General features: G+C 42.9%; 11 protein-coding genes. All 11 read right to left on the minus strand.

What is annotated here, in order from left to right:
• Positions 1–11: 11 nt before the first annotated feature.
• On the minus strand, positions 12–512 hold the full coding sequence (locus GCWU000321_RS01890; protein WP_007069380.1) for a hypothetical protein: 501 nt from the start codon (positions 510–512) through the stop codon (positions 12–14).
• A gap of 141 nt (positions 513–653) precedes the next feature.
• Complete coding sequence (locus tag GCWU000321_RS01895) at positions 654–1,271, minus strand: sigma-70 family RNA polymerase sigma factor (protein WP_007069381.1); 618 nt, start codon at positions 1,269–1,271, stop codon at positions 654–656.
• Between the two features lie 9 nt (positions 1,272–1,280).
• Positions 1,281–5,666 carry a translocation/assembly module TamB domain-containing protein gene (locus tag GCWU000321_RS01900; protein ID WP_007069382.1) on the minus strand — a complete coding sequence of 1,462 codons (4,386 nt, stop codon included), beginning with the start codon at positions 5,664–5,666 and terminating at the stop codon, positions 1,281–1,283.
• Positions 5,667–5,699: 33 nt separating this feature from the next.
• On the minus strand, positions 5,700–7,181 hold the full coding sequence (locus tag GCWU000321_RS01905) for a TolC family protein (protein ID WP_156777727.1): 1,482 nt from the start codon (positions 7,179–7,181) through the stop codon (positions 5,700–5,702).
• Positions 7,182–7,211: 30 nt separating this feature from the next.
• Positions 7,212–8,360: an MlaD family protein gene (locus GCWU000321_RS01910; protein WP_007069384.1), complete on the minus strand. Its 1,149-nt coding sequence runs from the start codon at positions 8,358–8,360 to the stop codon at positions 7,212–7,214.
• Positions 8,357–9,118 carry an ABC transporter ATP-binding protein gene (locus GCWU000321_RS01915; RefSeq protein ID WP_007069385.1) on the minus strand — a complete coding sequence of 254 codons (762 nt, stop codon included), beginning with the start codon at positions 9,116–9,118 and terminating at the stop codon, positions 8,357–8,359. The genes GCWU000321_RS01910 and GCWU000321_RS01915 overlap by 4 nt, the downstream gene beginning before the upstream one ends.
• 8 nt (positions 9,119–9,126) lie before the next feature.
• Positions 9,127–9,888, minus strand: coding sequence for an MlaE family ABC transporter permease (locus GCWU000321_RS01920; protein WP_007069386.1), 762 nt, complete (start codon positions 9,886–9,888; stop codon positions 9,127–9,129).
• Positions 9,889–9,979: 91 nt separating this feature from the next.
• Positions 9,980–11,926, minus strand: coding sequence for a SpoIVB peptidase S55 domain-containing protein (locus tag GCWU000321_RS01925; protein WP_007069387.1), 1,947 nt, complete (start codon positions 11,924–11,926; stop codon positions 9,980–9,982).
• 20 nt (positions 11,927–11,946) lie between these two features.
• Positions 11,947–12,249, minus strand: coding sequence for a hypothetical protein (locus GCWU000321_RS01930; protein WP_007069388.1), 303 nt, complete (start codon positions 12,247–12,249; stop codon positions 11,947–11,949).
• Positions 12,250–12,374: 125 nt separating this feature from the next.
• On the minus strand, positions 12,375–13,463 hold the full coding sequence (locus tag GCWU000321_RS01935; RefSeq protein ID WP_007069389.1) for a rod shape-determining protein: 1,089 nt from the start codon (positions 13,461–13,463) through the stop codon (positions 12,375–12,377).
• Positions 13,447–14,706 carry a UDP-N-acetylglucosamine 1-carboxyvinyltransferase gene (gene murA, locus GCWU000321_RS01940; protein ID WP_022027197.1) on the minus strand — a complete coding sequence of 420 codons (1,260 nt, stop codon included), beginning with the start codon at positions 14,704–14,706 and terminating at the stop codon, positions 13,447–13,449. Before murA ends, GCWU000321_RS01935 begins: the two co-directional genes overlap by 17 nt.
• Positions 14,707–14,772: the final 66 nt, after the last annotated feature.

Genomic DNA, 14,772 nt, shown 5'->3' on the forward strand with positions numbered 1-14,772 from the left:
TTTATATTATATCAGGACTGCCCCCTTAAAGCACGTCCTGCTTCACCAACTACGCTTTGAATCTCACTTTGCGACATAACGGGAAGTACGGGCGCAGGCGCTTCCGTCTGTATACTTTTCGTCGGTACCGGATCCGTATTAGATGATTCAGTTGCCGCCACGGTCGGCTGTACCGTTTCTGAAAGCACCAGATTTTTATCTTCCGGCACTTTCGGCACTTCTTCTTTTGAAACAGTTGTTTCCCGGGATATCACAGGGGATTTATCCGCATTTGCAGAAAACAGATTGCTAAATCCAATAAACAGGACTGCCGCGGCTGCCATGGCGGAAAGTCGGATTCCCCACTTCTTTGCTTTTTCATGAGGATGTGTTTCTTTCAGCCGCTGCATTTCCGCCTGCGCCATCATCAAATTTAACTCACCGGAAATGTCTTTATTATTCGAATAAGAATTTTCCGCTTTATCGAGCCATCTTTTTACAGATTTTACCCGTTTCAGTTTATCGCCAGGCATATATTTTCCCCCTTATATAAACATAATCCGGTTTTTATATGTGGTTATAAACATCAATTATTGCCTAAACACGCCATTCCTCTATCAATTTCTTCCGTTTTCTGAATTTTTCAGCATGAAATCATATTGTATTGATTTTCACTATTTACGTTCATGCATTAGCTTGGAAAGCATACCGCGAAGGCGGTGGATTCCGCGTTTTTCAAGGCGATACACATAAGCCGTACTTACGTCCATCTCATTGGCAGTTTCAGCTACCGTTTTTTCCTTCAGATACACACTTCGGATAACATCCTGTTCTTTCATTGGTAATCGACTGACTGCCATCGAGACAGCAGAATGCAGAGAATTTCTATCAGTAACTTCAAAAGCCGTATCGGGTGCAACCTGCAGTGTAAAAAGTTTTTCTTCCTGTTCTTCCCCCATAAGAATATCATTCTGGCCTTTCCGTAAGAAGTCCAGCATTCTTCCTCTGATGCGATGAATGGCATATAAAGAAAATGCAACGCCCTGCTCAATATCAAATTTTTCAGCGGCTTCCATAAGCCCGACTGTCCCTTCCTGAATCAAATCCAAAAGCACGGTTTCCTGCACAGGATACTTTGTCGCCTCTTTGAACACAAGAAGCTGGTAATGCTCTATCAGTTTCTGACGTGCCTCCAATTCCCCTTCATTCTTATAGGCATCCCAGAGCCGTGCTTCTTCTTCACGGGACAGCTTCCCTTCTTTAGGGAGGGAACTTATATACTCTGATAACATTAGACTCTCCTAAAATTTAAACTTCCAATCCGTACCGATATAACTATCATGTTCGTTATTATACCATGAAGAAATACCTATGTGCGAATTTAAATCATAATGAAATCCGATACTTGTTTGATTATTATTAACACCAGTCGTCGCAGTGAGCATAAAATTATTGAACAAATATTTCCCTATTTTAATATAGTAATAGTTGTCATTATTTACTGTTCTGCTGTCATAATAATCAGTCAGGCTTGATGTAATACTGATCATATCAAGCCCAATGGTTTCTTTAAAGAAATCCTGCACGCTGTTTCCCAAGACCATCGTCAAACCCGCATTGAAAAGTGCACCCTTTATAGCTTCGGTATTATCGCCTTCCGGATTAGCATGTAATGTCAGAAGCATGAGAATTTGGGAATCGTTCAGATATGGTTCACTGTGAAACTCTGTTTTCAGATTACCGGGAATTCCATCCATTTCCGCTGTAATATTGTAACTTCCTACTTTTGTTGTTCCTTTCATATGGATTGCGGGAAGGATATTTCCCTGCTCTCCATTCCAAGCCGCATATCCCGAAGAAATATTAAATTCCGTCATATTGACTTTAACGGTACCTTTTTCCACATTGACCTTCCCTATGACAGCAGGTGCACTGACAGGACCTTCTGCTTCTATATTTCCTGTCAGTCGCAAATCATAAAGAGAGCTGCTTTTTGCCCTGACGTTATCCCCAACAAGGACCTCCAGCTTTATCAAGGCCGGTATGGATGAACTGCCTGAATCTGAGAGCAATGTAAGCGGAAATTCAACAAGCGCATCATGAACATGAATATTACCCTCGATACCCGGTACGTCCATCACTTCACCAAGGCCAAAATCAGCATCTAAAGAGCCTTTATAGTAATCAGAATGTATATCGGGCGCATGGAGATGCGCTTCCCCATTATATGCAATAATAGCACCACGATCCCATTCCAATCCGCCTTTTACTGAGGATTTCCCCGTCCCAAAAACGGCATTCCCCTCCACAGTTGCGCTCTTTCCATCAAATTTCACATCCATATTTAAAGGAAAGATAGGATCGTGTAAAGTAAGCAATTCTATCCGTCCATTCTTTACGGAAACATCCCCCCTGAGTTCCGGATCATCCCAAGCCCCTGATACCTTTACATATCCTTTGATCGGGCCCTCTGCTGAAGTTACCGGATTAAAGAACAGTGCCAGCGCATTCATATCTGCATGATCAAGATTGATATCTAAATCCAATGGCGCCGCATTAGCGGATGGAACACGTGTAAGCACATTAACAGGTATGGATCCTTTCATGCTTGCTTTATACGGATTTCTCCTTGCAAGAGCCTGTGAAATATAGATTACATCCCCTTCCGTATTCCCCATAAATGAAATATCATCAAAAGCATAGCCATTATAAACCGGATGATCAACACCTACAGAAAAGTCAATTTGCGGATTTTCTTTTGTGCCCTTTAAATCGACTGCTGCAGTCATTTTTCCATCTAAAGTTATATTTTCTTTCCCTGTCACCCGGGGTATCCAAGAAATGTCCATATTGCTGGCGGCCGCCTGAATATCAAAATCACCATTACTTGACATCCCGCCCTGAGCAGCTAAAATACCCTCTCCTACAGGAATATACAATTTTCGTATAGAAAGTGCATGGTTTATATAAGAGAAATCTATATCGCCTTCTCCCAGAACAGCATTTGCCAACTGCCCCCCATTCACTTTCGCACGAAATGTAATATTTGGGTCCTCCATTGTGCCGTTAAGAGACATCCCGCCATTTACAGTTCCGCTAATATTAGAAATCGGTAACCCCAAAAACCGGACGACCTCTGATATATCCCAATCATGAAATTCCAAATCGCCCGCTATAATTCCTGACTCTTCATTATATAGGCCTTTCCAGTTAAAAGCCCCTCCTCCTTGATGAAAATCCCCATCAGACACGGACAGTATATGATTCTCATATTGAATCCCCGCAGAAAGACTGCCAAGACGGCCTTTACCGATTTGAATTTCACGGCTCTGTGCCATTCCTGTAAATGCGGGATTATCAGTCGTTCCGGAAACATGACCTTTCAATGTGGCTTTCCCGTTGAATCCCTTATCAGGCAAAAGCTCACCTACATCTATATCTGTCAGCGTGACATCCATATTCAGCGTATCGCCGATAATACTGCCATTAATCAAAGCCGTCCCATCATAAATATAGGCTAACCCGTCCTGAATGGTTATCTTTCCATCATCATAGGAATATTTCCCTGATACGCTTTGGAATAATTGCCCTGCAACAGATCCGTCCCATGCAAGAAAGTCCCCCGACACGGATGGCTTCTCGGATGTTCCGGTGACATTCACCGTATTTTCAACCCATCCGGTAACAGGATATGACATACCTGCCATTTTCAAAATACTTTCTATACGAATTTTTTCACTTTCAATTCTTAAATTTAATTCGTGCGGCGTCTCTAATCCGACTGTCCCCTTTATATGATGACTGCCTTCCCCGTTTTTCCACACGAGAGAATCAATCCTCAAACTATCTTCCGCTCCGGTAAGATGTCCGTCTATAGTATCAAAAGCGGCATTATATATATGCCCGTCACGGGCATGAATCTCCCCTGTAAAAGAAGGAAGCGACTCTGACCCCGTAATCCGCATATCAAAAGAAGTTCTCCCCGCAAGATTTATATCGACGAACTCAGAAAACTGCGCCATATCTAAATTCGTCCCCACAGCCCTGATACTCATATCATCTGCAACATAAATACCATTTATGGAAAATATTCCCTCCCCCGATTGCCCATTCAAATAAGAAATCTCATATGTATCATCATGAGCCGCTATTTCACCGGCAATGGAATCCGCACAAAGCCCATTAACTTCTACACCATCTCCGGTAAAAGTCGATGTCCATCTCCCATTTTTATAAATGCCTTCACCGGTAATAAAAGACGCACTATTCCCATTATATGAGATATTCTGTCCTTTTCCCGCTGCCGTTGCCGAATATAAAGTCATACTTCCATCAAAGTAATTACCTTGGGCAATAACCGACCCGTTTATAATCCCTGATAAATCATAGCCTAAAGGAATATCGCCTGCGGAAATATCCTCTACAGTTATTTCACCATTAAAATCACCGGTTGAAAAACTGTACTTCCCTTTTCCTGTCACAGTTCCGCCGGCCATATGAATCATCAACGATGAAAGTGCCAGCGTCCTTTCACCATAATCAAAAGCTGCCGATCCGTCTTGTATTAAAACATTCCGGCAACAAACGTCTTTTACAGAGATTTTCCCTGTCAGTACCGGATTGGAAAGACTACCTCCTATATGCACATTTCCTGTAGCATACCCCTTAACGTCTTCCGTTAAAATAACTTTTGATGCATCTAAATAGGAAAAATTCACATTACCACTGATAAGAGGATCTTCGCCTTTCCAATTCATTGCTCCGCTGCCGGCAATAATCTGTCCATTCACTTTCCCTGAAAAATTTTCTATCTGAAGAACCCCGTCACAAATATCAAAAAAGGCCGCCACATCCGTAAGAGCATAATTTTCATAGCTCACCGCAGTCTGATCAAGGCGACCTTTTACATGATAAGACAGGACGCCATCACTTCTCCAGATTCTGGCGCCCGTCACTTCTCCCATACCGTTTCTTATATCAAAAGAATGCACCGCTCCCGGCATTTTCTCAATCAGCGGCTTTAAAAACTGTAAAGATGCCGGTTCCGTCTGTATATTTCCTTCAAAATTATTTTCATCCGTATATGACAGATCCCCATCAAAAGGGACTTTCAAAAATTCTCCTGCCAGGGTTCCTTTGATTTTCTCATCTCCCCCCCTGGTAAGATCGCATTCTACCCTTTCAAAAGTGTAGATGTCTCCCGTCTGCGTTTCCACCTTGAGATTCCCGTTTTTCAAAGCTACGGAACCATGAAATTCTCCTGCAGATTCATCAGCAGAGTGCTTAACCAATTCCTGCACGTTCCACTGCCCGTCTTTTCTTTCACGCACAGTCATCATCGGTTCTTCCATAGTGATACCACTCACCACATTAAAAAGATCACCATCATGCATCAGATAATTATATAGAGCACCTGCTGACCAGCTGATTGTCACATTAGCAGACTTTAAAACATCTTTTCCCTCTTTATCCTTTAATTCCACAAAGTCAAAAGACAGATTATACCGGGGATCTAAATCCATTGTACGCCATACAAGTGTGCCATTGATTTTTTCCTTAACAGCATCTTGGATAACAGGCTCTAAATTTTGCACGACAATAGGCCGTATAAGAAGGTAGACCACGGCAAGCGCAAGAAAAATAATTGCACCAATCCCGTTTAACCACCATTTAATTTTATCGTTCAAAATAAACTCCTATCATGGATAATTTTGTGACAATTACTTTTTGGCAGTAAACTCCGGATGGATAACTGCCGGAATCCCCATGGCATTTTCAAGCGTAGCCAAACCGACATTGTAATTATATAATGCGGTAATATGATTTGTCCTCGCCTTATTTAAAGCAAGCTGGGCATCAAGAACATCCAAGTTGATTCCGACACCTGAACGATACCGGACCGTCGCAATCTTGTACGCCTCTTCCGCCTGTTCTACAGTAGCTTCTGTCGCACGGATCTGCTCCCTAGCAGATAAAATGTTTAAATAATCCTGTCTGATTTCAAGCTCTATCGATTCTCTTGCCTTTAATAAGGTTTCTTCCGCAGACTTCAAGCCGGAAGATGCACTCTTAATTTTTGCATCAGTCGTACCACCATCCCAAATACTCCAGCTCACCGTTCCTGTAACAGTCCAATCATCTTTATCCAAACCGCCAAGACCAGCCGTGTTCCAAGAATAACCGCCCCCTACAGCGACTGTGGGCATGTATCCCGCCTTTGCAATACGAACCTGTTCCTTGGCAATACGGACATTATAATCTGCTTTAATCAGTTCCCATCTGTACTTTTGCCCCATGGCAATAGCTTGTTCCAACGTAATATCAAAAGTTGGTTCCGGAAAATCTTTATCAATTGGGTTTAATTTCGTATTCATAGGAAGGCGCATGATATTATTCAAATTCGCTTCCGCTATATCACGAGAGTTTGCCGCTGCAATACTGTTCTGTTTTGCATTTGCAAGAGAAACATTTGACGAGAGAACATCCAGCTTTGCCACAACCCCCGCATCATACTGCTGTTTTACATTAGTCAGGTGCCTATCAAGGTTTGTAACCGATTCCATAGCTACATCCGCCAGTTTAATCATTTCTAAATACTGGTAATATGCCTTAGCCGCTGCAAGCTTTGTTGCAGCTTCCGTTTGGTAAACGTTTATATGAGCCACATCTTCTGCATAACGGGCTGCATCAATCGCGCCTTCTACGGCTCCCCCTGTCCAAATCGGCCAAGATAACGTCAACCCCTGATTATATCCATGATTTGCACCGTAAAATCCTGCACTATTAGCAGAGCCCGCTTTCACCTGGTTTCTTGCCCATTTATAAGATAATGATGGGTTTTTAGCCGCTGCCGCCTGGCTGACTGCAGTTTCCGCCTGTTCCAAAGACAATTCTGCCAACCGGATATCACGATTATTTTGAATGGCCGTAGAAACTGCACCCTTTAAATCTATATCTATATTAGATGTTTCTGCCTTTACCTTTCCCTCGGGCATCATATCATTTAAATTTTTCTGCAAAAGCATATTGTCAAAATTTACTTCTTTTGCAGAAACACTCTGTTTCATTTGGGCTTCAATCGCCTTTTCTGTCAGTTTCGGGTCAGTCGACAAACGAAGGCCCTCTCTCGCATCTACAGTAATACCTGCTGATAAAGCTGACAATAACGCTATTGATAAAATTACACTCTTCTGCTTGTTCATATTTCTCTTCGCCCTTTCCAAAATCATTTTTTAATACGCATAGCCTAATCCGATATATTCACCTCCGCCATGACGACCATGAGGGAATATTGATTGCCCCACCGCATAAATGCCGGGATATGCTTCATAAGCCCCCCGCAGCCTGACAGTTAAATCATTCGGATCAAAGATATCTGCATCAAATTTCCACTTATCTTTTTTATAGGAAGCCCCGATACCCAATTTATTACGGATAATCCCGCCCCGGATATCGAATTTTCCCTTTTTCTGCCCATACTGCACATTATATACGCTGTCGTTGCCAAAAGACTCAACACCAAGAATTAAAGGGGAATCTCTGCCGATACGAAGCGATACATTGGGAGAAAAATCTTCTCTTTTCGTATTATATAATAATTCGCCCGACACAGACAAACTGCCGCCTGCCATAAGATTGTTTAATTTGTCAGAAACATTTTTTGCATCACCGGAAATTAATCTGGCATTTTCTGAAGCAACTGCCAAATTATCCATGATCTTTCTTGCATCCGCCACTGTTTTTCCATCACCATTCAGCTGGTATAGCATAGAATTCATCTGCGACGTGACACCCTGTATCTGATTGGCAATTTGTATCCCCTGCGCTGTCAATATAGTAAGATTTTCAGAAATAGCGTCAAAGTTGTTTAAGCTTCTCTTGACATTTTTTTGAGCCGCCGGATCGCCTACAATTGTATTGATTCCGTCAAGCATCACCTGCGCAGAAGCCATGAGTTTATCCATTTTGTCCATTGCTGCATCAATCCCCGGCGCAGCCTGCCCCTGTACAGTCATCCCCTCACGCAAGTATCCCCGATCCTGATGTCCACCAACGACTTTGACAAACCGTCCGCCCATCACACTGCTGGTTTGGATAGAAAAATTCGCATCCTTTGGGACTTTTACGTCATCATAAAACCGAAGAACAAGCACAGCTTCTCCATTTTCGATAGAAATATGATCTACCATGCCCACATCAACACCGGCATAATGAATAGGGTTTCCCGGCTCGATCCCTTCTGCTTCCCGAAAATATGCTGTTACATGAAATCCGCTTTTGCCAAACAAAACAGCACTGCTTAGCTGAATTATAATCACGGAAAAAAGTAAAATTCCGATAAAGGAAAATACTCCTACTTTCGCTTCTTGTGACCATTTCAACTAAATTCACCCGCCCTTACCGTGTATTGTTCTGAAGGCAATCCATTCATAAACTGTTTAACTCTGTAATCCCTCGAGGATGCTAATGCTTCTGCCGTACCGACAGCTAAAAAGGAACCTTTATAAAGAAAAGCCATTCTATCAGCAACCATTTCCGCTGATTTCAGATCGTGAGTCACCACAATGCTGGTGACCTTCATTTCTTTTTGCATTTGTTTAATCAACAGACTAATATCGGTCGCACGAATCGGATCCAATCCTGCCGTAGGCTCATCATATAAAATAATTTGGGGATTTAGTGCAATGGCTCTGGCCAGACTCACACGCTTTTTCATACCGCCGGACAAATCGGCAGGCATTAAATCACCAACATCATCTAAGCCTACTAAATGCAGTTTTCCTTCCGTGATATTCTCTATTTCTTCTTCTGATAAATCGGTGTGCTGCCGAAGACCAAAAGCTACATTTTCCTTTACATTCATCGAATCAAAAAGAGCTGAATATTGAAATACCATTCCCATACGGCGCCGTTCCTCATTCATTTCCCGTTCTGTCAATGACGATATCTCTTTCCCATTGACTTTGATAGAACCGGAATCAGGTTTCAAAAGCCCTATAATCAACTTCAGGAGAGTTGATTTTCCGGATCCTGAAGCGCCGAGGATTACCATGGTTTCCCCATCATAAACCGTTAAATTAACGTCTTTCAATATTTTCCTTTTCCCAAAAGAAAGGCATATATGTTCTACTTCAATCATAGATATCCTCAAAATAAAATAGAAGACAGAAGATAATTAGCCGCAAAAATCATAATTATAGAATATACAACAGACTGGGTTGTCGCCCTCCCGACACCTTCCGCCCCTGCTTCACAGGTCATTCCGCGATCACATCCGACAAGTGCTACAATCATCCCAAATACGACAGATTTCATCACGCCGATATAAAGATCGGAAGGTATACAAAAGACTTCAATGGAATGGATAAAAACATAAGAAGAAACTCCATGAGTCAACGATGCTACAATCATACCGCCAAAAACACCAATAGAAACACCGAATACTGTCAAAATCGGCAGCATCGCCATACATGAGAGTAGCCGTGGAAGGACAAGATAGCCGACAGGGCTGACCGCCATGCATCGAAGAGCATCAATTTGCTCAGTCACGCGCATCGTCCCAATTTCTGCCGTAATAGCAGCACCTACGCGCCCCGCCAAAACAACTCCGCAAAGCACCGGCCCCAATTCGCGCCCCATTCCGATAGCTACAATTGCACCGACAGTAAACCCGGCGCCATATTTTGTCAGTTCTCCCGCAATCTGCACAGAAAGAACCATCCCCGTAAATAAAAGGGTCAACGCTACAATGGGAAATGACAGTACCCCCAAATCAAGACACTGCTTAATCGTTTCCCTAAAACGCAGATGATTTAACTCCTTACATGAGGAATTCAGGAGCAATATTACGGCGCCAAGCTGATGGAACAGACCAATGGTCTTGCTGCCAAGCAGTTCAAAAAATCCCACCGTAACACCTCTTTCTCCTAAACCTACAGGAATCCCTAATATAATACCTCAAAATATAGTTTGATACAATATTTTTGACTATACGTCATTTTTATTTTTTCCCCTTATTCCCGTTATCTTTAGGCCCCGGTGATGATTTTTCCGATTTATTTTTATCAGTATTCTCATCTGTTTTTTCACCGTCAATCAATTTCTTTTCCTCCGTCGTCATTTTGGCAGAAAGTTTTTTATTTGATTTAGCCAATTTTTTCAAAGCAGTATCCCTGTCCGATGGATTCATCACCTTGAACGTAAATTGCCCATCACCATAAATAACATAGTCCGTATCCACACGGCTTTTTGGTGATTCTTTATCAGTATCAAGGCCGGTTCCGCCTTCTTTCTTTTTTAAATCTACCGGATCTTTGCCCGCCGGTTTGTTTTGAATTTCCGCTTTCACTTTACCATCTTCCTCTTTCGAAACCATGCTGACATCCGGATCAATGATTTCTACCACAACCTGGTTGTTCTGATCTTCTTTCATCAGTTTTCCGTGAAGATCATCAAAATTCTTATAGCTGCGGAGACGGCTTAATATTTCTTCCGTTAGATTGTATTTCTGCTGCTGGAGCAGGTATGGTAATGGTACAACACCTCCACCACGTACTTCCAGCACCATATTCCCAAGCGGCTGATCTTCAGGCACATCAAAAGACAAATCTTTATAAAAGACCTCTCCGCGCCAAGGCTGGAGACGAGCACGGACATAAATTGTGTCTCCCGGACTTACCACAATAGGTGATGCGGATGCATCAAGGATTTTTGCTGTATTCCTTTCCTGCGTCACTTCCATATCCATGGAAATATTTCTAAGAGCATAACTTTCAAACCGGTTTTGCTCCAAAAGTTTCACTATCTGATAAATCTCATCCACACTTCGTTCTGCAATATCGGTAGAAGACCAGTACATGTTTGTCCGGGTAAACGGTTTTTGCTTCATGTCTTTAGGGTGCAAAGTATAAGTAAACTTCACCGTCCCCTGTCCGCGGCGATCCATGGCCGTGCTGATTGCATTATAAACAGATGTAGCAGAAAGCGTAGGCAGCAAGGATTCATTTTGTATCATCCGAACATTTAAATCTTTTTCCACACCCGTATCTTTGTCTTTTACGAACGCATGAAGTGCCACAAAATCCGGAGATGTTCCGCTGATTCCACCGATTCCTGCGCCACGGTCCTGATTTACTGTACCAATTTCTGCGCCTACAGATCCCAATTTAAAGGGAATATTCTTGCTTGGAATTACAGTAAATATGTAAGAATTATGCATGAAATAACCGGTATTTCCCCTGCTCATGAAAGGATGCCCAAAAGCAAGCATTTGGTTTCCATCTACATAAGTAACCGTTCCAATCGCCCCTAATTTCAAATCTCCTGTCACCAAAGAAGCCGCCACTGCACCACCCGCCTCAAGCGGTCTTGCAACGGTATCCTGATCCACGGAGACGGCCGAAAAAGGAATCATATGGAAATCCTGCATCTTATCAGACAGATATTCCATGCCTCCCGCACTATATCCCGATGCCATAAGCGGCGTATCAATAGGGATTAGATCAGAAGACGGCTTTGGTATATAAGCGGACTTCTTATTATCGGTAAGCCAAAGCTCAAGCATATCTGAAATAGGAGTCACCATACCGATACGTCCCCCCGACTGCGGGAATCCATACGCAATGGCACCCAAAAGTTTTCCGTTAATATAAACCGGACTTCCGCTCATTCCCTGAGCAATCCCTTCCGTCTTATCAATCAGATCCCCCGATACTTTTACAAGGATAAGATCCCCGCCCGTGGCGCCTTTCTGCTTCATTACACCAAGCACATCAACATCAAAGGTCTCTACTTGTGTTCCATGAACGACCGTTTTTGCATATCCATGCATCCCTTCACGCACTTCGGAAACAGGAAGAAATTCTTCTGCTGAAACAGCTGCCCAACCTGCAAACACCAGACATACTGATATAGACAGCACTTTGTATTTTATTCTAAAACCGGACATTTTAAATTCTCCTAAGATAATCAGCGATATTCAATAACTGCCACGACATCCTGCTTATTCAGACTTTGTCCTTTAACCACTTTGACTTCTTTAACGACACCATCAGCAGCAGCCCGAGATGCAGGTACCGCTCCGGCCAAAGAAGTTACCGTTACCAACACATCGCCTTCTTTTACGGCAGTTCCCGGTTCGACGACGGATACAACCGTTCCCGCCATAATTGCTTTTTCTTCTACCACCCCGGTAAAAGCGTATACATATGCAGCACCTAAGATACTCGCAGCGGCAATAATCGCCATTCCTATTTTTGTTGAATTTTTCATAATAACCTCACTTTTATAAAAACTACTTTTTATTTTAACATTTTATAAGTAATTTCACACTCAAAAGAAAGCATTCTTTACGAATTAAAGAAAAAGAACCATCCCAAGACAGTTCTTTCCTGCTGTTAATGCAAATCCTGCAATGAATCACGAAAATAATCCATATACTCCAAGGCAGATCCTGCGCCTACTGCATTTACATAAGAAGGATGATCCGCCACATGTGCTTTCATGTCTGTTACTTTCAATACGAGCTCTTTTAATCCTTTCAGCTGCGCTACACCACCGATCAATACAATCCCATGTTCCCGGATATCTCCCAGGATTGCCGGCGGTGTCATTTGTATCACAGAAGTAATACCTGAAAATATCCTGTATAAAATCGGATTCAGCGCCTGGGCAACGATCTCCCCTGTTACAGCAATTTTCACAGGAAGTTCTGTAATTGTTGAGATACCGCAGACTTCACATATACGGGTATCGCGATTTAAATCCCATTCCACGCCAAGAGTCATTTTTAATGTTTCTGCCGCTTTCCGTCCAATACGAATATGGTATTTTTCCAAAATCACATTCATAATAGCTTCATCCATAAGCATTCCCGATTCTGTAGAAAAATGGCTATTTACTACACCATGCCTGGATACAACAGAAATTTTTGTCGATCCGCCGCCAATATCTACAATGAGCACACCTTGCATGCGATCTAATTTTAAACCAAGCCCCATAACTGCTGCAATCGGCTGATCAATAAGTACTGTTTTTCTCGCTCCTACAGCTACAGCCGCTTCAAGAAGAGCCCTGCGCTGTACCTTTGAAATCCCCACCGGCACGCACATCAGTAAACGCGGGTGGAAAAATATACCTTTCAGATAGGACTGGTTAATCAGAGCGTTCATCAGATATGCTGCACTGTTATAATCAATGATTGCGCTGGTTTTAAGCGGGCGTATAAGCTGGAGCCCCTTAGGAAGACGGCCTTCCATTTCTCCCGCGCGAACACCATAAGCGAATATCTTTTTAGTATTTTCATTCTTTGCCACTACAGCAGCTTCAGGAAACACAAGACCTTTATTTTTTACATAAATAACTGCATTGGATGTCCCTAAATCAATACCTATATCTTCCGCGCCAAAAGCACCTACCCAATCAAGCAAAAGGGAACGTTGAAGATATGTATTTTTACTTCTCTCCCGTTTAGTCTTCGGTGACACGGACAATGTCAGCTCCTAACCCCTGTAATTTCTCCACAAGACGATCATAGCCGCGATCGATATGGTGAAGTTCCCCAATCTCGGTCTGCCCATGCGCCGCCAAGCCGGCCAAAGTCAGCGCTGCTCCGGCGCGAAGATCTGTGGCTCTCACAAAAGCCCCCCGCAGAAACGGTACCCCTCTGATGCTGGCCGTACGGCCTTCTACCTGTATGGAAGCCCCCATACGCTGCAATTCACCTACATGCATAAATCTGTTTTCAAAAACAGTTTCCGTCACACGGCTTAAACCATCACCAATGGTCATCAGCGCCATAAATTGCGCCTGCAAATCCGTGGGAAACCCCGGATAAGGCAATGTCTTAATATCAGTGGAACGTATCTTACCATCACTAATGACCCGGACGCTGTCAATATCTTTGACCACTTTTACTCCCGCCTCATTTAACTTCGCAAGCAGTGGTTTTAAATGTTCTGTAAGTACATTGGAAATCAATACATCACCACCGACCATTGCCGCTGCGATCATAAAGGTTCCCGCCTCAATACGGTCAGGAATAACCGTATGGTCTACGCCATACAGCTCTTTCACACCTTCAATGCGGATTACATTCGTACCTGCGCCTTTAATATTTGCACCCATTCCATTAAGAAATGTAACAAGATCAACAATTTCCGGTTCTTCTGCTGCATTTTCAATAATGGTGCGTCCCTTTGCTGTTACGGCTGCCATCAATATATTTTCCGTGGCACCTACACTGGGAAAATCCAGATAAATGGTATTTCCCTTTAATCCGCCGGGTGCCCATCCTTCCACATATCCGTTTCCTACATGAATTTCAGCTCCCATAGCCTCAAAAGCTTTTAAATGCAGGTCAATCGGGCGGCTTCCTATCATACAGCCACCGGGAAGGGCAATCCTCGCATGCCCCATCTTCGCAAGAAGGGGACCCATGACAAGGAAAGACGCCCTCATACGGCTCATCAGTTCATAAGAAGCTTCTGTTTTATTTACTTCAACCGCATCAAATGTAATACGCCCCTCTCCATGAGTTACTTTCACACCCAAAGATTCAAGGACGCTGCAAATCGTGGAAACATCATCCAAATGAGGGGCATCTACAATAGTCGCCGGTGTAACAGGAAGTAATGTCGCCACGATAATAGGCAAAATCGCATTTTTAGCACTGGATACACGCACAGTGCCGCGCAGAGAATGTCCTCCATGAATAATCAATTTTTCCAAAAAAATCACTCCATCATTTATAAAAAGCCATGGTTTACTTCGATTTTATTATTTCGATTTTATTAT

The organism is Dialister invisus DSM 15470, from assembly GCF_000160055.1.
Taxonomy (GTDB): Bacteria; Bacillota; Negativicutes; order Veillonellales; family Dialisteraceae; genus Dialister; species Dialister invisus.

Coding starts and splice junctions, on each gene's coding strand:
- GCWU000321_RS01890 (WP_007069380.1), bottom strand. CDS start 512: ATGCCTGGCGATAAACTGAAACGGGTAAAATCTGTAAAAAGATGGCTC.
- GCWU000321_RS01895 (WP_007069381.1), bottom strand. CDS start 1,271: ATGTTATCAGAGTATATAAGTTCCCTCCCTAAAGAAGGGAAGCTGTCC.
- GCWU000321_RS01905 (WP_156777727.1), bottom strand. CDS start 7,181: ATGAACAAGCAGAAGAGTGTAATTTTATCAATAGCGTTATTGTCAGCT.
- GCWU000321_RS01915 (WP_007069385.1), bottom strand. CDS start 9,118: ATGATTGAAGTAGAACATATATGCCTTTCTTTTGGGAAAAGGAAAATA.
- GCWU000321_RS01925 (WP_007069387.1), bottom strand. CDS start 11,926: ATGTCCGGTTTTAGAATAAAATACAAAGTGCTGTCTATATCAGTATGT.
- GCWU000321_RS01930 (WP_007069388.1), bottom strand. CDS start 12,249: ATGAAAAATTCAACAAAAATAGGAATGGCGATTATTGCCGCTGCGAGT.